The sequence below is a fragment of the Brucella sp. MAB-22 genome (assembly GCF_025908475.1).
GTDB lineage: Bacteria > Pseudomonadota > Alphaproteobacteria > Rhizobiales > Rhizobiaceae > Brucella > Brucella anthropi.
In genome coordinates this window covers 2,245,635-2,263,160 of sequence record NZ_CP109782.1, presented here as the reverse complement: position 1 = coordinate 2,263,160, position 17,526 = coordinate 2,245,635, and the positions used below count along the sequence as shown (strand labels likewise).

Sequence of the window (17,526 nt, the reverse complement as noted above, 5' to 3'; positions counted from 1 at the left end):
CACTTTGAATGCGAGAAAGGAAAGACCGATGGCGGCCTTTGTTGACGCGGGTGGTGACCTTGTCCGGTCCGAGCCGTTCATCGATCTGAGGTGGCGGCCTGGTACGCGCCTGACCATATCCAAGATTTGTACTGCGGGCATTTGCCCCTCTGGTCGAGGATATTTCTGGACAGTTGCCTACGCCGAAAGCTCCGCTGTGGTTCGCAGGCATCAGCACGGCCGGCATCGTTAGCATCGTGTAGCCACGCGGCGACTGTGTTGAGAGCGTGATCATCGCAACGGACAAGGCTGCGCGGGGCCGCGGATTGATTTCCATACTTGAATACAACACCAGCCAGTCAGGATAAAACCATGACCGATATTGAACACCTTCATCAATTGATTCTGAACCTTGCAGCGCGTCTGCAAGCAACCGAGGCGATAGCCAATGCGGCGATCTCCATGGTTTGCGCCATAGATGAAAAGAAGGGTGGCGCCCGGGAAAAGTTCCTCAAGGAAACCTTTCCGCTTCTTCTGCTGAATGCCGCTAATGCGCCGTCTCAAGCGACGAAGCCGGAACTGGACCAATGGCTGCGCCAGCGTGAGCAGGACTTCCTCAACGAGGATTTAAGCAAGATCACGGCCCAGATTGAGCAACTGCGCGGACAAACGAAAGCTACCGTCAATTAGAGCGTATTCCGAAAAGTGTGAAGCGGCTTTCGGACAAGATGCGCTTTAAAACAAACAAAGCGTCGATCTGAATCGATCAAATCGAAACGCGCCCTAACGCATTCGCCAGTCGCATGGAACTTCCACCATCGCCTACAGACGATGAAAACGATCAAGTGTCCCTGGCATTCATTACAGGGGCGCATCAAAACAATATTTTCACAAAGGCATTTCTATGAACTATCGTTATTCGTTCCTCTCCGCCGCCGCATTCTTGGCTCTCACGGCAACAGCTTCCGCAGCGCCGTTACCCGGAGGCGCCAGCACCCTCACAGAAACCTATCAGGACTGGTCCATCTCCTGCCAGGCGCAGAAAGAGAGCACAAACTGCATCATGAACCAGATGCAGAACTCCTCCCAGACTGGCCAGCGTGTCCTGACGGTCGAACTGCGCAATGTCGCTGGCGGCAAGGTTGAAGGCGTGCTTTTGATGCCGTTTGGGTTGAATCTGGCGAAGGGCGCCACATTGAAGATCGACGAGGGAGAAGCACCCGCGCTCACCTTCTCGACCTGCCTGCCGCAGGGTTGTCTGGCGCCACTTTCTTTCGATGCCAAGCAAGTCGGTAAGCTCAAGACGGCAGCCAATCTCAATATCACTGCTACCGCACTTGAACCCAGCCAGCCAGTTGCTTTCAAGGTCTCGCTCAAAGGTTTTGGAAGCGCTCTTGATCGCATTGCCGCTCTGACGAAATAAGCCGGGTTCAAAAATTCCTCTCTAGTTTCGCGCGTCGATCTGCTTCAAGCATATCGGCGTGCGAAGCAGAGCCGTTCCACATATTCTGAGTGTGACACCGGCAGAAACAGCAGCAAGGACGCGGGTTCAAAGATCAACCGAACGGGCATTTTGCCATATCTGTCGACCGTCAACGTTAGCCAGATCGCGTCAGAACCGAACTCATTTGAAAGTTCATACAATTCATTCTGCTCGGAAAGCGATAGAAGAGCCAGTCCCAGAACGGCTTAGCGGTCATCTTGGGCTTGGAAGGCAATAATCAGTCTTTAAAAGCGTTGTATTCGCTCAGTTCCATGAGGCGGTAGAAATCGCCTAGCGTCTTGCCGCGTTCGGCTCGGAAGAGGCGGCCTGCGTCGCTGGCCTCAACAATGCGATCTGTCCGGAATGTGCGGAAAGCATTGCGCAGTTCGCACCAGCCGATAACCGTCCAGACCTTGCCCCAGAACCACAGACCAAGCGGGCGAATATCACGCTCGCTTTCGCGCGATTCCAGATCGCGATAGCGGATATTGAGCACATTGCCCTGATCGACGGCGCGTTCCACCGCGTCGATGATACGGCGTTCGTCCATGCTGATGCGGGCCGTGGGCGCATGTATCTGAGTACTTGTGATACGAGCGCGTTCTTCCTTGGGCAGAACGGCTTCGATCTTGACCAGAGCCTCTTCTGCACCACGCGCCATGGAAACGCCGCCCCAGGCGCGGATGAGGCGCGCCCCGGCGACAAGAGCGACGATTTCATCGCGCGTGAACATAAGCGGCGGGAGTTCGAAACCCTGCCGCAGAATATAGCCGACACCGGCTTCGCCATCGATGGGGACGCCGGTTGACTGCAGATCGGAAATATCGCGATAGATGGTGCGTTCGGAGACTTCCAACCGCTCGGCCAGCTGGCGCGCGGTGACGAGCCTGCCACCGCGCAGGTGCTGAACAATCTGGAAAAGGCGGTCTGCACGGCGCATTCCGTTTTATTCTCCGTTGCAGTATTTGGTGTTACGCTGTTCCAGATAGCGATCCGGCCAGCCCAAATCCTTGCGCAGGTCTTTCGGCAGTCCGTCGATCACACGCTCGGTGCGAATGAAACGACGGCGTTCATCATGCCTGCGCCTGTATTCCTTCAAAACTGCGATCAATGGTGCGATTGCGAGTGCCATGGTGAAATCTCCCTCATCCTTGGATACGCAGTATCGCACACCCCTCCTGACAGCTTTCTGTCAGGAGCAAATCCTTATTTCATTATCTTCCTAATATAGCGGGGCCGCAACATCATGCCTTATAGCGTGGTGCTGCTGTATAGCTGAGGGGCAGACGCCCACCATCCGCATAGATGGTCTGGCCTGTTACATAGCTCGCATCCCGCGATGCAAGAAAAGACGCTATCGAAGCAATTTCAGAGGCTTGGCCTATGCGACCCAGTGGTGTTCTTGATAGAATCCTGTTGCGGGCATCGGCGTCTGTGTTCACGGCGGAAAGCATGTCGGTCTCGATGGAGCCGGGGCCGATGGCATTGACGCGAATCCCCCAACGGGCGAGCGCTACTGCCATGGTACGTGTCAGCTGGTTCAATCCGCCCTTGGAAACGGAATAGGCGAGCTGCTCCGGCAAACCGAAGATTGCGTTGACCGATGACATGTTGATGATCGTGCCTGGATCACCGCCCGATTCGACTCGCTCCACCATGCGTTTTGCCACGGCCTGTCCGCACAGAAACGCGCCTTTGAGATTGACACGCATGACACGGTCAAAATCCTCTTCCTTGAGGTCAAGGAAATCCGCCTGATGCACGATACCCGCGTTGTTGACGAGAATATCAACCTCACCCAGATTGGTGATGGTGAAGGTCAGGAGATTGTGGACATCGAGCTTGTCCCCCACATCCGCCGCCATATGGCGAACCGGGCCGAATTGCTCCAGATCCTTGGCTGCGCGCATGGCGGCGGCGTTGTCGATATCGGACAGGACTACGCTTGCGCCATCCATCAGGAAGCGCTTTGATATGGCATAGCCAATACCGCGGGCAGCGCCGGTGACAATTGCCACCTTGCCTTCTAATTGCATGATTGATCTCCAATTTGCATGGAGAGTGGACCGGCGGAAACCGCCGGTCAATAGCGTCAGGATCAGGCGAAGGCGAGGCCGGTGTGACGCTCGCGCAGAACGGTACTGATTTCATCCAGAATTGCCGGATCATCGATTGTGGCCGGCATCTTCCATTCTTCGCCGTCGGCAATCTTCTGAATGGTTGACCGTAGAATCTTGCCAGACCGCGTCTTGGGCAGACGCTTTACGGTCAGCGCCAGCCGGAAGGCTGCAACAGGTCCGATGACGTCACGCACCATGCTGACGCATTCCTTCTCGACCTCTTGCGGATCGCGGTCGATGTTGGATTTCAGCACGAGGAAGCCGCAAGGCACCTGACCTTTAACCGGGTCCGAAATACCAAGCACAGCGCATTCGGCAACATCGGGATGGCTGGAAAGTACCTCCTCCATCGCCCCGGTCGACAGGCGATGGCCAGCGACATTGATGATGTCGTCAGTGCGGCTCATGATGTAGAGATAGCCATCTTCATCCATGTAGCCGGCATCGGCGGTTTTATAGTAGCCGGGGAACTCGTTCAGATAGGCTTTGCGGAAACGCTCATCGGCGTTCCAGAGTGTTGGCAAGCAACCGGGCGGCAGGGGCAGCTTGATGAGAACATTCCCGAGCTGGCCGCGCTCGACTTCGTGGCCTTCATCGTCCAGCACGCGGATATCGTAACCCGGAAGACAGACAGCGGGTGAGCCGTATTTGGTTTCCAGAAGACCGAGGCCGAGCGGATTGGCGACCATCGGCCAGCCGCTTTCCGTCTGCCACCAGTGATCGATCACCGGGCAGCCCAGCAGATTTTCTGCCCAGTGGATCGTGTCGGGATCGGCGCGTTCGCCAGCGAGATAAAGGGCGCGGAACTTTGAAAGGTCGTAGCGACGTACGAAATTGCCGTCTGCGTCGTCTTTCTTGATTGCGCGCAGTGCGGTCGGTGCGGTGAACATCACTTCAACGCCATGTTCGGCGATGATGCGCCAGTAGGTGCCAGCATCGGGTGTGCCGATAGGCTTGCCTTCGAACAGGATGCTGGTCGCGCCATGGATCAACGGGGCATAAACGATGTAGGAATGGCCAACCACCCAACCCACATCGGATGCGGCCCACCATACTTGTCCCGGTTTCACGCCGAAGACATTCTTCATGGACCAGTCAAGCGCCACCATGTGTCCGCCGTTGTCGCGCACGACGCCTTTCGGCTCACCGGTCGTGCCGGACGTGTAGAGTACGTAAAGCGGGTCGGTAGCATCAACCGGCGTGCAGGGAACATGACGACCGCGCGCGGCATCAACGGCCTCGCGATAGTCGAGGTCACGTCCTGCTACCGGTTCGTGCCGGTGCTGCTCGCGCTGCAATATGATGCAATGATCGACTTTGTGCTGCGCAAGTGAAATCGCCTTATCGAGCATGGCCTGATAGGGCACGATGCGGGTAGGCTCGATACCGCAGGAACTGGCGATGATCATGACTGGCTTGGCGTCGTCAATACGGGTTGCGAGTTCAGTGGCGGCAAATCCGCCGAAGACGACGGAATGGACTGCACCGATACGGGCCGATGCCAGCATGGCGACAGCCGCTTCGGGGACCATCGGCATATAGATCAGAACGCGGTCGCCTTTCGATACACCATTGTCGAGCATGACGGCGGACAGCGCTTCCACTTCTTCCAGCAGTTCGCGATAAGTGAATTTGCGCACCTTGCCGGTGACAGGGCTTTCATAGATGAGCGCAACCTGTTCACCGCGCCCTTTGGCGACATGGCGGTCGAGCGCATTATAGCAGGTGTTGCACTGCGCACCCTTGAACCAACGTCCATAGACACCTTCGTCGCCCGCAAAAACCTGGTCCCATGGCTTGAACCAGTCGATTGCCTGCGCCGCTTCAGCCCAGAAACGTTCAGGATCGGCCTGCCATGCGGCATAGGTTTCGGCATATTTCGAAGTCATGCTCTTCCTCCCAGAAGCACGCGCAACGCCACCCGTCGGGCGGTTGTCGCTTCCTGATTAGTCTGCTGACGAAAGCGCAAGATCGACCTGTTCTGGTCTATCTCCTCCATGCGCTTTTCATCACCTCCGCATGCAGTTTACGCCGCCCGGCGGCGGCTCGTCCATGAAACTTAAGATGAAGATGGAACCTTGTCGGTAAAAGGGTTGTGTCTGTTGCACGCATCTTGCAGCGACGGCCTGTCTGCGTCACAAGGAGGCAGAGAGGTGATTTGTGACCAAAATCCTGCCTGTGCTGCTTGTTCTTCTGATGGGACTGCACATCATCAAACCGCTTGGCCTGCCGGGCCTGAAGCAGCGCGGCGATTTCTGGAAGATCGCAGCGTTCGCAATATTTGCCATGGCACTGGCGGTGGGGTTCCACTTGCACGAAGGCTGAAGAAAAGCCCGGCTGAAATGGCCGGGCTCTTGTTTCTCAAGATAAGTCAGGCTGCTTTTTCAAGATCTTTTTTCCAGCCGCCGGTGGCAGCCAGACCGTTCATCTTTGCCCGATGTGCGAAAGCCCGCTGACCGGCAGCGATGTTTTCATCCTTGCCGCCCCAGGCGTCCAGCGCTGCCGCCTGCAGGGCACGGCCATAGGAGAAAGTCATTTTCCACGGCATGTCGAAGCTCGCATTCATCGCAGAAAGGTGAGCGGTCGCTTCCTCGCCGGTCTGGCCGCCGGAAAGGAAAGCAATGCCGGGCACTGCTGCCGGAACCGTGTTGCGGAAACAGCGGACAGTTTTCTCCGCCACTTCCTCGACGGAAGCCTTGCGTGCCTTTTTGCCGTCGATGATCATATTCGGCTTCAGGATCATGCCTTCGAGCCGGACGCGAGCATCGTAAAGTTCCGTAAATACCGTCTTGAGAACCCATTCCGTCACGTCATAACAACGGTCGATGGTGTGATCGCCCGGCTGGCCGTCCATCAATACTTCCGGCTCAACGATAGGGACGATGTTTGCTTCCTGGCAAAGCGCTGCATAGCGGGCGAGCGCCTGTGCATTCTGTTTCACCGCGCCCCAGCTGGGCAGGCCATCGGAAATCGAGATCACTGCGCGCCATTTGGCGAAACGGGCGCCAAGTGCGTGATATTCATTGAGCCGTTCGCGCAGACCGTCCAACCCCTCTGTGATCGTTTCACCTTCGAAGCCCGCTAGCGGCTTCGCACCCGCATCGACCTTGATACCCGGAATCGACCCCGCCCTTCGGATGATTTCGACAAGCGGTGTACCGTCCTTGGCCTTCTGTCTTATGGTTTCGTCATAGAGAATGACGCCCGAAATATAGTTCTTCATCGCTTCGTCCGAGCGGAACAGCATCTCGCGATAGTCGCGGCGCGTGTCTTCCGTCGATGCGAGATGGATTGTGTCAAAGCGCTTCTTGATGGTGCCCGAACTTTCGTCGGCAGCGAGAATGCCTTTTCCTGCCGCCACCAGTGCAATCGCAATATCCTCAAGACGTTCAGTCATATGCAATGCTCCTTCTATCAAAGCGATGAGGGAGTGTTGGTTAAAACTATGGCGAGCGCAAGCCATTGAAACGGTTGAAAAAAATTCAAACGGTTTAGGTGAAGCAAGTTTTCTTAAACGCCGTCAGATTGGTTATCGAAGGTTTTTGCCGAAACTGGTTTTATATATGGGTCTCAAACCCCATGTAAGAAACCAGTGAGAAAAACCTCGCCCGTTTTCCATTGTCCAGATTTGAGGAGGAGATATGCGACGCGCCCTTTTGAGCCTGCCGTTTGTTCTGGCTGCATCCATGGTTGTCATGCCGGTGCTGACAGCTTCGGCTGAGAGCATCAATGCCGGAGGCAGGCAAGCCGAAGCAAATGCTCCGTTTACGGTAACGCCCGTAGCTGAATTCAATACGCCATGGGCTATCGCTTTTCTGCCCGATGGCAGACTTTTACTGACGGAGAAGGGCGGCAAGATTTTCATCGTCACGCAATCGGGTGACAAAACTGCTGTCGATGGTGTGCCGAAAGTGGCATTCAGTGGCCAGAACGGCCTGCTCGATATTGCGCCTGCTCCGGATTTCGAAAAGGGCAAGGCAGTCTACTTCTCCTATAACGAACCGGCGAAGAACGGCAGCAGCGTCGTTCTGGTGCGCGCTGTGCTGGATGAAGGTGACGGCAAGGCAGCGCTGCAGGACAAGACCACGATCTGGAAACAGGATGCGGTGGCTCGCGGCGGACAGCCGGGCGGCATTATTGCATTCGAGCCGGATGGCAAACATCTGTTCCTTTCCGTCGGCGACCGCATGTTGCCTGCAACCGCGCAGGACGATGAGGCTCCCATGGGGAAAATTCTCCGCATGAATCTCGATGGTTCCGTGCCGAAGGATAATCCGCATGCGGATGCGGGAGGTGTAAGGGCATTGACCTGGTCAACCGGCCATCGCAACCCGTACGGACTGGCCTTCGGCCCCGATGGAAAGCTCTGGGAGCACGAGATGGGCCCGCGTGGCGGTGACGAGTTCAATCTCATCAAGCCCGGTCTTAATTATGGCTGGCCTGTTGTTTCCAATGGCGACAATTATAGCGGCAGGCCGATCCCGCGCCATAGCACACGTCCGGAATTCGAGCCGCCATTGGTGTACTGGACGCCGGTTATCGCTCCGGCCGGGCTTGCCTTTTACGAGGGAGACATGTTCCCCGAATGGCGCGGCTCGGCTTTGATCGGAGGGCTTTCGGTCATGTCGCTGGTGCGTGTCGTGATCGACAAGGATGGCAAGGCGGACGAAGCCGAGCGCTTTGAAATGGAAAACCGTATCCGCGATGTGGCTGTCGGTCCCGACGGGGCCATCTGGCTGATCGAGGATGACAATCCGGGGCGGCTTTTGAAGCTCACACCCAAAAAATAAACCCGGCAGCAGCCGGGCTTATTTGAATGCAGTTTATCACATTACTTCTTCAGCACATCGACGCCGGGGAGGGGTTTGCCTTCCATCCACTCAAGGAAGGCGCCGCCTGCGGTCGAGATGTAAGTGAAGTCGTCGGCCACGCCAGCATGGTTCAACGCTGCGACCGTATCGCCGCCGCCGCCGACCGAAACCAGCTTGCCAGCCTTGGTGCGGGCTGCGACGTGTTTTGCGGTCTTGACCGTCGCCGTGTCGAACGGACGCAGTTCAAACGCACCGAGCGGACCGTTCCAGACAAGCGTAGCCGCATCATCGATGGCCGAGGCGATCAGGTCGGTCGAAAGCGCTCCGGCATCGAGAATCATGCCGTCACTTGGTACGGCATCTACACCATAGGTCTTGTTCGGCGTGTCGGCTGCAAAGTGCCAACCCACGATGGCATCGACCGGCAGGATGATTGCGCATTTGGTGGTTTCGGCCTTGGCCATGATTTCGCGGGCGGTGTGGGCCAGCTCGTGTTCGCACAGCGATTTGCCGACATCATGTCCCTGCGCTGCCAGGAAAGTATTGGCCATGCCGCCGCCGATAACGAGCGCATCGACCTTTTCGATCAGGTTTGACAGAAGGTCGAGCTTGGTCGAAACTTTTGCGCCGCCGACTATGGCGACAACCGGGCGAGCTGGATTGCCGAGGCCCTTTTCCAGCGCTTCAAGCTCAGCCTGCATGCCGCGTCCCGCGTAGGCGGGCAGGACATGTGCGAGGCCTTCCGTCGAGGCGTGGGCGCGGTGGGCAGCCGAAAACGCGTCGTTCACATAAAGATCGCCATTGACTGCCAGAGCCGCAACGAATTCCGGATCGTTCTTTTCCTCGCCCTTGTGAAAACGGGTGTTTTCCAGAAGCAGGACATCGCCGTCCTTCAGCGCATCGACGGCGGCCTTGGCGTGTTCGCCGATGCAGTCTTCGGCAAAATGGACACCGTGTCCCAGAACCTTGGCGAGCGGCTCCACGACATGCTTCAGCGAGTTTTCGTCCGAAGCAACGCCTTTGGGGCGGCCGAAATGGGCAAGCAGAATGACCTTTGCGCCTTTCCTGGAAAGTTCGGCAATAGTCGGAACGATGCGCTCGATACGGGTCAGGTCTGTGACTTCGCCATTCGCCATCGGCACGTTGAGGTCAACGCGGACCAGTACGCGCTTGGACTTGACGTCGGCATCATCGAGAGTGCGGAAACTCATGATCTTTCTCCCAGAACTGTCTTTCGGGTGCTGGTGGAGCAGGGGTGCTCAAACAGGCAGGCGCCGGAAAAGGGTTGGATAGTCGGTGACAAGCCCGTCCTCGTCGACGGGCAATTCGGCGGTGAAGGTGCGGTCGGCGGCCTCGTAGCGATAGCGCCGCCCTTCCTCAAGGCAGGTATAACGCTGCTGGTCGCGCAGCGGACGGAAACTGTCGAACGGCACGTAAAGCATGTCGAGCTGAACGGTGCCGCTTTCCGGTGTGAGGCCAAGGCGGCGGATGGGCAGCGTGTTGGTGAAGGGCGTTCCTGCCAGATCGATATCGATGCAGCCATCGAACTCGGGCAATGCATCGCCAGCCATCGTGCTCCAGCGACCGTCGCCGTCGGAAACAAGCTCCAGCCGGTGCCCGGCTGTAGTTTCGATCAGGAAATGGAGGACATGCCAGACGCTGTTGCAGTCGATGCTGTAGCGCACGCCGTAGGGATTGTCTCCGCGGTCGCCAATCACCACGCTTTCAGCACGGATCGTGCGGCCTGCGGGGCCGATATTGAGATGCTCGAGCCCTTCTCCTTCCAGCGGACGCCAGCGCGCAACGGTGGGGAGAAGGGCGCGAAACATGGTCGGAGGCTTAGATCAGCTTGCCAAAGGCGACAGCGGTATCGCCCATGCGGCTGGAGAAGCCCCATTCATTGTCGTACCACGACAGGATGCGCACCATGGTGCCTTCCATAACCTTGGTCTGGTCCGTGTGGAAGACCGAGGAATGGGAGTCGTGGTTGAAGTCGTGCGAGACGAGTGGCTCATCTGTGTAGCCGAGGATACCCTTGAGGCGGCCATTGGCGGCTTCACGGATCGCGTTGTTGACTTCATCGACGGTCGTTGCGCGCTTGGCGATGAAGGTCAGGTCGACAACCGAGACGTTCGGGGTCGGAACGCGGATGGCAACGCCGTCGAGCTTGCCCTTCAGTTCCGGCAGAACGAGGCCGACAGCCTTGGCTGCGCCCGTCGAGGTCGGGATCATCGAAAGAGCTGCTGCGCGCGCGCGGTAGAGATCCTTATGCATGGTGTCCAGCGTCGGCTGGTCGCCTGTATAGGAGTGGATCGTGGTCATAAAGCCCTTTTCGATGCCGATAGCATCGTTGAGAACCTGAGCCACGGGGGCAAGGCAGTTGGTGGTGCACGAAGCGTTCGAAATGACCAGATGGTCCTTGGTCAGCTTGTCATGGTTGACGCCATAGACGACAGTCAGGTCCGCGCCGTCGGCAGGAGCCGAAACGATGACGCGCTTTGCACCAGCTTCAAGATGAAGCGCAGCCTTGTCGCGCGAGGTGAAGATGCCGGTGCATTCCAGAGCGATATCGACGCCTTCTTCCTTCCACGGCAGTTCAGCCGGGTTGCGAACGGCATGAACCTTGATCGGGCCGTAGCCGACGTCGATGGTGTCGCCTGCAACCTTAACTTCCTTGGGGAAACGGCCATGAACGCTGTCATAACGCAGAAGATGTGCGTTGGTTTCGACCGGGCCGAGGTCGTTGATGGCCACGACCTGAATATCGGTGCGGCCCGACTCGACGATGGCGCGAAGGATGTTGCGGCCGATGCGGCCAAAACCGTTAATTGCGACGCGAACTGCCATTTTCTCTTAATCTCCCGATAGGGTACTGCACATGCAGTGCTTCAAAACTCCGTCGGAACGGACAAATCGAACAGGATTCGTCCGGCCGGACTGGAATGGAAACTCAAACGCCGGCGTTTTTACGACGCCGGCGTTCTTAAAATCATGCGGCGTTGAGCTTCTTCTCCGCAGCTTCAGTGGCATGTTCTGCCGTGATGCCGAAATGCTTGTAGAGATCGTTGATCTCGCCCGAAGCGCCGAAGCCCTTCATGCCGATGAATATGCCGTTCTCGCCGATGAAGCGTTCCCAGCCGAGTGAGATTGCCGCTTCGATCGCCACCTTGACCGGCGCATTGCCGATGGTCGCGGTCTTGTAGGCATCGCTCTGCTGTTCGAAAAGCTCGAAACAAGGAACCGAAACGACACGGGTGGCAATGCCTTTGCCTTCCAGCAGGTCGCGGGCCTTGAGTGCGATTTCCACTTCCGAACCGGTCGCGAAGATCGTCACCTTGGCATCCTTGCTTGCCGCAGCAAGTTCATAGGCGCCGAAAGCCGAAAGGTTTTCGTCGCGATGCTCGGTACGGACCGTCGGCAGGTTCTGGCGGGTCAGAGCCATCGTCGATGGCGTCTTCTTCGATTGCAGGGCAATCTGCCAGCATTCAGCCGCTTCGACAGCGTCGGCAGGGCGGAACACATTATGGTTCGGAATGGCGCGCAAGGCGGCAAGCTGTTCTACCGGCTGGTGGGTCGGGCCGTCTTCACCAAGACCGATGGAGTCATGCGTCATCACGTAAACGACGCGGATGCCCATCAGCGAGGAAAGGCGCATGGCCGGACGGCAATAATCCGAGAAGGTCAGGAAGGTGCCGCCGTAAGGGATCAGCCCGCCATGCAGCGTCATGCCGTTCATGGCTGCTGCCATGCCGTGCTCACGGATACCGTAATGGACGTAACGCTGGCCGTAGTCTTCCGGCGTTATGGCCTTGGTCTGGCTCGTCTTGGTGTTGTTCGAACCGGTGAGATCGGCGGAGCCGCCGATGGTTTCCGGCAGGACACCATTGATGACTTCCAGTGCCATTTCCGAAGACTTGCGGGTTGCGACCTTCGGCTTGTCCGCGGACAGCTTCTTCTTGTATTCGATGATGGTTGCATCGAAGTTGGAAGGCAGGTCGCCACGCATCCGGCGCTCGAATTCAGCGCGGGTGTCCGCGTCGACGGCAGCAAAGCGCTTTTCCCATTCCTGACGCTTCCTGGCGGCATTCAGACCGGCAACGCGCCAGCCGTCCAGCACTTCTGCCGGAACGACGAAGGGTTCAGCACTCCAGCCGAGCGCCTTGCGGGTTGCAGCGATTTCTTCAGCACCGAGCGGCGAGCCATGCACCTTGTTGGTGCCAGCCTTGTTTGGTGCGCCGAAGCCGATGGTCGTCTTGCAGGCGATGAGCGTCGGCTTGTCGGAAACCTTGGCCAGTTCGATTGCTTTGGCAATCGCATCCTGATCGTGACCATCAACAGCCATGGTGTTCCAGCCGGAAGCGGCAAAACGGGCTGGCTGATTGGTATTGTCGGAAAGCGTGACCGGGCCGTCGATCGAGATGTTGTTGTCATCCCAGAACACGATCAGCTTGTTCAGCTTCAGATGACCGGCAAGCGCGATGGCTTCCTGGCTGATGCCTTCCATGAGGCAGCCGTCACCGGCAATCACATAGGTGTAATGGTTGACGAGGCTGTCGCCGAACTGTGCATTGAGGATACGTTCGGAAAGCGCCATGCCGACGGCATTGGCGATGCCCTGTCCGAGCGGGCCGGTCGTCGTCTCGATACCGGCGGCGTGACCATATTCCGGATGGCCTGCTGTGCGCGAACCGAGCTGACGGAAATTCTTGATCTCGTCGATGGTGATGTCTTCGTAGCCCGAAAGATAGAGCAACGAATAGAGCAGCATCGAGCCGTGGCCTGCTGAGAGCACGAAACGGTCGCGATCCGGCCAGTGCGGGTTCTGCGGGTCGTGCGAGAGAAAACGGGTATAAAGCGTCGTCGCTATATCGGCTGCACCCATCGGCAGGCCGGGATGGCCCGAATTGGCTTTCTCTACCGCGTCCATAGAGAGGAAGCGGATCGCGTTGGCCATCTGGTTTTGTTTGTCGGAATTGGTCATGGTCTCAGCCGTCTTTCCTTGGGAGGGGTTAACGGGGTTGCGGCGATGCCTTTTGCCTGAGCACGATCCGTGTCCAAAACGGCTTCATGCGTTTCGGGATCACGCTCCAGAAGGCATCGGGACACATAGCACCTGCGTATAAGGAGTCAATAAACCGATGACTTTTGGGCAATAAACTGTCCGCGACTAATCGATTGAGTTGTGTGGAAAGCTGTAGAACAATCACCGAAAAGCCGTTTTTGCACCGATAACGGTGCATGAACGTTTAGATGCGCCCCTCATTTGTTGCTTATCGGGCGGGTGATTATTACAATCTTTTCAAAGATGCCCGTCCCGCAGGCGCGATTCGATCCCCATAAGTTGGCCCGCGAATTGGCATTGGAAAGGATATGAATGGCACCCGAAACGACCCTCAGGCAAGTCTTGGAACGGCTGGAAAAGGCACTCAATACGCTTGAACAAGCGGTCGATCTGCGGCTGGACAAAGAAGGCGACTTCGCCGAGGCCGAGGAGGAGGTGCAGCGTATGAATGCGGATCGCAGCCGTCTCGCCCAGGAACTCGATCAGTCGGAAGCGCGCGCCGAGCGGCTGGAAGCTGCTAATCGCGAGGTTTCACGCCGCCTTGTGACTGCGATGGAGACAATCCGCGCCGTTCTGGACCGATAGGAGGCTACCATAGCGACCGTAACCGTTACCATTGATGGCAAGGCCTACCGCATGGCCTGCGACGAAGGACAGGAAGAACACCTGTCCGGGCTTGCCGACCGTTTCGATCAATATGTCACGCATCTCAAAACGTCCTTCGGGGAGATAGGCGATCTGCGCCTGACCGTCATGGCCGGGATCATGGTGATGGACGAAATGGCCGAGATGCAGAAACGTATCAACGGTCTGGAAAGCGAAGTTGAAACGCTGCGCCGTGCACGTGATGAAGCGCTTGGTCGCGCTGATAGCAACGATGCTGCCTTGACAGGCATGCTGTCGGATGTGGCGTCGCGCATCGAGCAGGTGGCTTCGCGCATCGCACCACGGAACAGCTGAACTTCGTTCAGATTTTTCTGAAAAGTTTTCCTGTTAAGCCGGTGTAAGCCACTGGCGTTCCCATCGGGCAGGTACTATATTGGGCCTTGGCGAACTGCGCTTCCCGACAGGTGTAACAGCATCCCCGGGGCCTTATTGATCTCTAAGGGAGCTGTCCCTGTGAAGGCTTGCGGGCTTTCGCATATGGCGCCCACCTACTTTGTAGGTTCCCGGGATCAATCACTACCATCGGTCGTCGTGGTCGCCGCTTTCTTTTCCTCTGGCTGTCGCAGGATAGCTATGAGCTTGATCTAACGGACAATTTGTTCGTAAACATGCGCAAAGCTCCAACGATTTGCGCATCTTGATGAAATCTCCTGAAACAGCATCGCCCGATTCATCGGAAAGACTGGCCGTCGCGGTACCCATCGCATTCGTCTACGGCCTTCTGCTCTATGTCATGATCTGGTCGGGCCAATATGCGGATGCGATGCCCGTCATTGCGGGCCTGATGCTGTTACCGATGGCTGTTGCCAGCCTTGCTTCGAGCCTTTCCGACCCGCGTGCGCAAAAAAGCCTGTGGCGGCATGTCCGTATGGGATGGGCTATCATCGCCGGGCTTGTCGTTATCAGCATGGTCTTTTTCCATGAAGCAGGAATTTGCGTGGCCATGGCCGCTCCGTTTTTCATGGTGTTCTCGGCGCTCGGTTCGACGGTGACCTTGTGGATCATCCGGCAATTTCGTTCGCGTCGCACCACGACGCTGGTGATTGCGCTGCCGCTGCTCGTTCTGCCAGCCGAACTTCAGATGTCCTACATCCCGCATGATGGCGCTGTAACCACGGTGATCGAGATCGCAGCGCCGCCGGAAGTCGTCTGGCAGCAGACGGTTGAAATCCGCAATGTGCGCCCGGACGAACTGTCGTGGACATTCAGCCATGGCATTCTTGGCGTGCCGCAGCCGGTGGATGCAAGGCTGAACGGTACTGGTGTTGGAGCGGTACGCGACTTGCAGTGGACGCATGGCGTCAATTTTCAGGAAATCGTCACGCAATGGGAAGAAAATCGGCTTCTGGCGTGGGATTTCCGCTTCGGCCCTGGCTCCATACCGCCCGAGGTGGAAGCGCATATCAAGGTCGACAGCACCTATCTGAAGCTTGCGCAGGGTGATTATCGTCTTGAGCCTCTCACGAATGGTCACACGCGTCTCACGCTGACGACCCATTATCAGATCGCCACGCCGATCGATTTTTACTGTGACCTGTGGGGCAAACTGTTCCTCAATGACTTCCACGGCGTTGTTTTGAAGGTCATTCGTGACCGATCGGAGAAGATCGCGTATGGCGCGGGCGGGATCACTTGACGGATTGGCTCTTTGCGGTTCCACTGCATGGTGAAAAACGGCAGCAGGGAGTGGCTTGGAATGACGGCAACGGAGCGCAGTCCCGGTCTGGAAAAGCAAGAGCTTAGACGCAAGGTTCTTGCGGTCCGTGATGCGCTTGATCCGCGCTTTCATTACGAGGCTTCGCTGGCGGCAGCCAAAAAAGGTGAAGCTGCAATTGACGTTCCCAAAGGCACCTTGATTGCTGGTTATTGGCCGATCCGTTCTGAAATCGACCCACGCCCATTATTATCGGCGCTTCGCGCCAAGGGTGCCCGGCTTTGCCTCCCCGTTGTTCTGGACAAGGAAACGATTGCCTTTCGTGAATATCTGCCTGATGCCAGATTGCGTCAGACGGGTTTCGGCACGATGGGCCCGGGGGCAGATGCGCCGATTGTCGATCCTGCGATCCTGTTGATGCCACTTGCAGGTTTTGATCAGCGTGGGCATCGACTTGGCTATGGTGCAGGACACTACGACCGCGCGCTGGCGCGGTTCACCGAACGCGGATTGCAGCCACTTCTGATCGGCATGGCCTTCGACTGCCAGGAAGTCGAGCATGTGCCAAATGAGCCGCATGATATCGCGCTCAACCAGATCCTGACCGAGAGCGGCTTGCGCCCGGTTGGAACCGAGCTGCCGCTCTAAATTTTGTTTTCATGCATGTCTCCCAAAACCGGTTCGTGCTTTTGGGAGACATGCATTAGTTTTTTCTCCTGCATTTATGCGAGGTCAGGCAATTCCGCCTAACTGCAAAATGCCTTGATCGGCTTGCGTTCGCTTGGCGCAAGTTTATAAGGCATTCTCATGAGATTGCTTTTTCTTGGTGATATGGTGGGACGGTCGGGCCGCACCGCGGTATATGAAAAACTGCCGGGGCTGATTTCCGATCTGAAGCTGGACTTCGTAATCGTCAACGGCGAAAACGCCGCGGGCGGCTTCGGCATTACGGAGGAGATTTTCCACGATACCATTCGTGCTGGCGCCGACGTCGTCACGACCGGCAATCACGTATGGGATCAACGCGAGGCGCTGGATTTCTCCAAGCGCGAAGACCGCTTTCTGCGCCCGGCAAACTTCCCGAAAGGCACAGCCGGAAAAGGCGAGGGGCTTTATATCGCCAAAAATGGCGCCCGCGTTCTCGTGTCGAACGTCATGGGCCGGGTGTTCATGCATCCCGATCTCGATGATCCGTTTATCGCGGCCGAGAAAATTCTGGAAGCCTGTCCCCTTGGCGAGCAGGCCGATGCCGTCTTCTTCGATTTCCATGCTGAAGCGACGAGCGAAAAGCAGTGTTTCGGTCATTTTGTCGATGGTCGCGCCAGCGCTGTTGTCGGGACTCACACGCATGTCCCGACCGCCGACTGCCAGATATTGCGCAATGGCACAGCCTATATGTCCGATGCAGGCATGTGCGGTGATTATGATTCCTCACTCGGCATGGACAAGGAGGAGCCACTCAACCGCTTCCTGTCGAAAGTGCCCAAAGGACGGTTCGAAGCGGCGAATGGTCCGGCTACCGTCTGCGGTGTGGGCATAGAGATCTCGGATCGCACGGGGCTTGCAGAAAAGGCCGCTCCCTTGCGCATCGGTGCGCATCTGGAGGAAACTATTCCGGCATTCTGGCGATAACGTCTTATTTTAGCTTGAAGTATGATGTTATCTATAATTAGGCCGCTATTTTAATCCGGCAGCTTTCTGCCAGTTGAATGGATTTTCCAGACTACTATCTCCTTGCAACGAGTTTTTTT

At 57.1% G+C, this 17,526-nt stretch carries 18 protein-coding genes and 1 other RNA gene; 10 read left to right on the top strand and 9 right to left on the bottom strand.

What is annotated here, in order from left to right; genetic code table 11:
- Window positions 1-351: 351 nt before the first annotated feature.
- Window positions 352-669 (top strand): hypothetical protein, encoded by a 318-nt coding sequence (locus OHI65_RS20535; RefSeq protein WP_010661413.1) that lies wholly within the window; start codon window positions 352-354, stop codon window positions 667-669.
- 214 nt (window positions 670-883) lie between these two features.
- A complete protein-coding gene (locus tag OHI65_RS20530) occupies window positions 884-1,402 on the top strand; it encodes an invasion associated locus B family protein (protein ID WP_012091314.1) in 519 nt (172 codons plus the stop codon).
- Between the two features lie 298 nt (window positions 1,403-1,700).
- Here the strand turns inward: OHI65_RS20530 and OHI65_RS20525 are convergent, their stop codons facing one another.
- The 4 genes from OHI65_RS20525 to OHI65_RS20510 form a co-directional block, all read right to left on the bottom strand.
- Window positions 1,701-2,402 carry a helix-turn-helix transcriptional regulator gene (locus tag OHI65_RS20525; protein ID WP_010661411.1) on the bottom strand — a complete coding sequence of 234 codons (702 nt, stop codon included), beginning with the start codon at window positions 2,400-2,402 and terminating at the stop codon, window positions 1,701-1,703.
- Window positions 2,403-2,408: 6 nt separating this feature from the next.
- The gene (locus OHI65_RS20520) at window positions 2,409-2,594 is read right to left on the bottom strand and encodes a hypothetical protein (RefSeq protein ID WP_012091315.1); all 186 of its coding nucleotides are present in this window, start codon (window positions 2,592-2,594) and stop codon (window positions 2,409-2,411) included.
- Between the two features lie 112 nt (window positions 2,595-2,706).
- The gene (locus OHI65_RS20515) at window positions 2,707-3,498 is read right to left on the bottom strand and encodes an SDR family NAD(P)-dependent oxidoreductase (RefSeq protein ID WP_125300901.1); all 792 of its coding nucleotides are present in this window, start codon (window positions 3,496-3,498) and stop codon (window positions 2,707-2,709) included.
- A gap of 62 nt (window positions 3,499-3,560) precedes the next feature.
- Window positions 3,561-5,471 (bottom strand): propionyl-CoA synthetase, encoded by a 1,911-nt coding sequence (locus OHI65_RS20510; RefSeq protein ID WP_264358782.1) that lies wholly within the window; start codon window positions 5,469-5,471, stop codon window positions 3,561-3,563.
- Window positions 5,472-5,742: 271 nt separating this feature from the next.
- On the opposite strand from OHI65_RS20510, the gene OHI65_RS20505 reads away from it, so the two are divergent.
- Window positions 5,743-5,907, top strand: a complete 165-nt coding sequence (locus tag OHI65_RS20505) for a hypothetical protein (protein WP_185757993.1) — start codon at window positions 5,743-5,745, stop codon at window positions 5,905-5,907.
- A 46-nt stretch (window positions 5,908-5,953) separates the two neighbouring features.
- On the opposite strand, the gene OHI65_RS20500 is transcribed toward OHI65_RS20505, so the two are convergent.
- A complete protein-coding gene (locus tag OHI65_RS20500; RefSeq protein ID WP_125300903.1) occupies window positions 5,954-6,979 on the bottom strand; it encodes a class I fructose-bisphosphate aldolase in 1,026 nt (341 codons plus the stop codon).
- A 244-nt stretch (window positions 6,980-7,223) separates the two neighbouring features.
- Between OHI65_RS20500 and OHI65_RS20495 the strand changes: the two genes are divergently transcribed.
- Entirely contained in the window at window positions 7,224-8,372 is a 1,149-nt protein-coding gene (locus OHI65_RS20495) for a PQQ-dependent sugar dehydrogenase (RefSeq protein WP_125300904.1), read from the top strand.
- Between the two features lie 41 nt (window positions 8,373-8,413).
- Here OHI65_RS20495 and OHI65_RS20490 read toward each other — a convergent pair whose 3' ends face one another.
- From OHI65_RS20490 to tkt, 4 genes are all read right to left on the bottom strand, one after another.
- On the bottom strand, window positions 8,414-9,604 hold the full coding sequence (locus OHI65_RS20490) for a phosphoglycerate kinase (RefSeq protein ID WP_125300905.1): 1,191 nt from the start codon (window positions 9,602-9,604) through the stop codon (window positions 8,414-8,416).
- A gap of 48 nt (window positions 9,605-9,652) precedes the next feature.
- On the bottom strand, window positions 9,653-10,222 hold the full coding sequence (locus OHI65_RS20485; RefSeq protein WP_010661402.1) for a putative glycolipid-binding domain-containing protein: 570 nt from the start codon (window positions 10,220-10,222) through the stop codon (window positions 9,653-9,655).
- 10 nt (window positions 10,223-10,232) lie between these two features.
- Window positions 10,233-11,240, bottom strand: coding sequence for a type I glyceraldehyde-3-phosphate dehydrogenase (gap, locus tag OHI65_RS20480; protein WP_010661401.1), 1,008 nt, complete (start codon window positions 11,238-11,240; stop codon window positions 10,233-10,235).
- A 142-nt stretch (window positions 11,241-11,382) separates the two neighbouring features.
- Complete coding sequence (tkt, locus tag OHI65_RS20475; RefSeq protein WP_125300906.1) at window positions 11,383-13,374, bottom strand: transketolase; 1,992 nt, start codon at window positions 13,372-13,374, stop codon at window positions 11,383-11,385.
- A 393-nt stretch (window positions 13,375-13,767) separates the two neighbouring features.
- Between tkt and OHI65_RS20470 the strand changes: the two genes are divergently transcribed.
- The 6 genes from OHI65_RS20470 to OHI65_RS20445 all read left to right on the top strand — a co-directional run bounded on the left by OHI65_RS20470 (window position 13,768) and on the right by OHI65_RS20445 (window position 17,407).
- On the top strand, window positions 13,768-14,040 hold the full coding sequence (locus OHI65_RS20470) for a DUF4164 domain-containing protein (RefSeq protein WP_010661399.1): 273 nt from the start codon (window positions 13,768-13,770) through the stop codon (window positions 14,038-14,040).
- A gap of 9 nt (window positions 14,041-14,049) precedes the next feature.
- Window positions 14,050-14,415 carry a cell division protein ZapA gene (locus OHI65_RS20465; RefSeq protein WP_029376275.1) on the top strand — a complete coding sequence of 122 codons (366 nt, stop codon included), beginning with the start codon at window positions 14,050-14,052 and terminating at the stop codon, window positions 14,413-14,415.
- An 88-nt stretch (window positions 14,416-14,503) separates the two neighbouring features.
- Window positions 14,504-14,662, top strand: a non-coding RNA gene (gene ssrS, locus OHI65_RS20460) — 6S RNA.
- Window positions 14,663-14,761: 99 nt separating this feature from the next.
- Window positions 14,762-15,757 carry an SRPBCC family protein gene (locus tag OHI65_RS20455; RefSeq protein ID WP_125300907.1) on the top strand — a complete coding sequence of 332 codons (996 nt, stop codon included), beginning with the start codon at window positions 14,762-14,764 and terminating at the stop codon, window positions 15,755-15,757.
- A 60-nt stretch (window positions 15,758-15,817) separates the two neighbouring features.
- On the top strand, window positions 15,818-16,423 hold the full coding sequence (locus tag OHI65_RS20450; RefSeq protein WP_125300908.1) for a 5-formyltetrahydrofolate cyclo-ligase: 606 nt from the start codon (window positions 15,818-15,820) through the stop codon (window positions 16,421-16,423).
- 159 nt (window positions 16,424-16,582) lie between these two features.
- A complete protein-coding gene (locus OHI65_RS20445) occupies window positions 16,583-17,407 on the top strand; it encodes a TIGR00282 family metallophosphoesterase (RefSeq protein WP_010661395.1) in 825 nt (274 codons plus the stop codon).
- Window positions 17,408-17,526: the final 119 nt, after the last annotated feature.

What these genes read in the sequence shown, in the direction of transcription:
- OHI65_RS20495 (WP_125300904.1), top strand. Translation starts at nt 7,224, where the DNA reads ATGCGACGCGCCCTTTTGAGCCTGCCGTTTGTTCTGGCTGCATCCATG.
- OHI65_RS20525 (WP_010661411.1), bottom strand. Translation starts at nt 2,402, where the DNA reads ATGCGCCGTGCAGACCGCCTTTTCCAGATTGTTCAGCACCTGCGCGGT.
- gap (WP_010661401.1), bottom strand. Translation starts at nt 11,240, where the DNA reads ATGGCAGTTCGCGTCGCAATTAACGGTTTTGGCCGCATCGGCCGCAAC.
- tkt (WP_125300906.1), bottom strand. Translation starts at nt 13,374, where the DNA reads ATGACCAATTCCGACAAACAAAACCAGATGGCCAACGCGATCCGCTTC.
- OHI65_RS20515 (WP_125300901.1), bottom strand. Translation starts at nt 3,498, where the DNA reads ATGCAATTAGAAGGCAAGGTGGCAATTGTCACCGGCGCTGCCCGCGGT.
- OHI65_RS20520 (WP_012091315.1), bottom strand. Translation starts at nt 2,594, where the DNA reads ATGGCACTCGCAATCGCACCATTGATCGCAGTTTTGAAGGAATACAGG.
- OHI65_RS20500 (WP_125300903.1), bottom strand. Translation starts at nt 6,979, where the DNA reads ATGACTGAACGTCTTGAGGATATTGCGATTGCACTGGTGGCGGCAGGA.
- OHI65_RS20455 (WP_125300907.1), top strand. Translation starts at nt 14,762, where the DNA reads ATGAAATCTCCTGAAACAGCATCGCCCGATTCATCGGAAAGACTGGCC.
- OHI65_RS20535 (WP_010661413.1), top strand. Translation starts at nt 352, where the DNA reads ATGACCGATATTGAACACCTTCATCAATTGATTCTGAACCTTGCAGCG.
- OHI65_RS20445 (WP_010661395.1), top strand. Translation starts at nt 16,583, where the DNA reads ATGAGATTGCTTTTTCTTGGTGATATGGTGGGACGGTCGGGCCGCACC.
- OHI65_RS20490 (WP_125300905.1), bottom strand. Translation starts at nt 9,604, where the DNA reads ATGAGTTTCCGCACTCTCGATGATGCCGACGTCAAGTCCAAGCGCGTA.
- OHI65_RS20510 (WP_264358782.1), bottom strand. Translation starts at nt 5,471, where the DNA reads ATGACTTCGAAATATGCCGAAACCTATGCCGCATGGCAGGCCGATCCT.
- OHI65_RS20450 (WP_125300908.1), top strand. Translation starts at nt 15,818, where the DNA reads ATGACGGCAACGGAGCGCAGTCCCGGTCTGGAAAAGCAAGAGCTTAGA.
- OHI65_RS20485 (WP_010661402.1), bottom strand. Translation starts at nt 10,222, where the DNA reads ATGTTTCGCGCCCTTCTCCCCACCGTTGCGCGCTGGCGTCCGCTGGAA.
- OHI65_RS20470 (WP_010661399.1), top strand. Translation starts at nt 13,768, where the DNA reads ATGGCACCCGAAACGACCCTCAGGCAAGTCTTGGAACGGCTGGAAAAG.
- OHI65_RS20530 (WP_012091314.1), top strand. Translation starts at nt 884, where the DNA reads ATGAACTATCGTTATTCGTTCCTCTCCGCCGCCGCATTCTTGGCTCTC.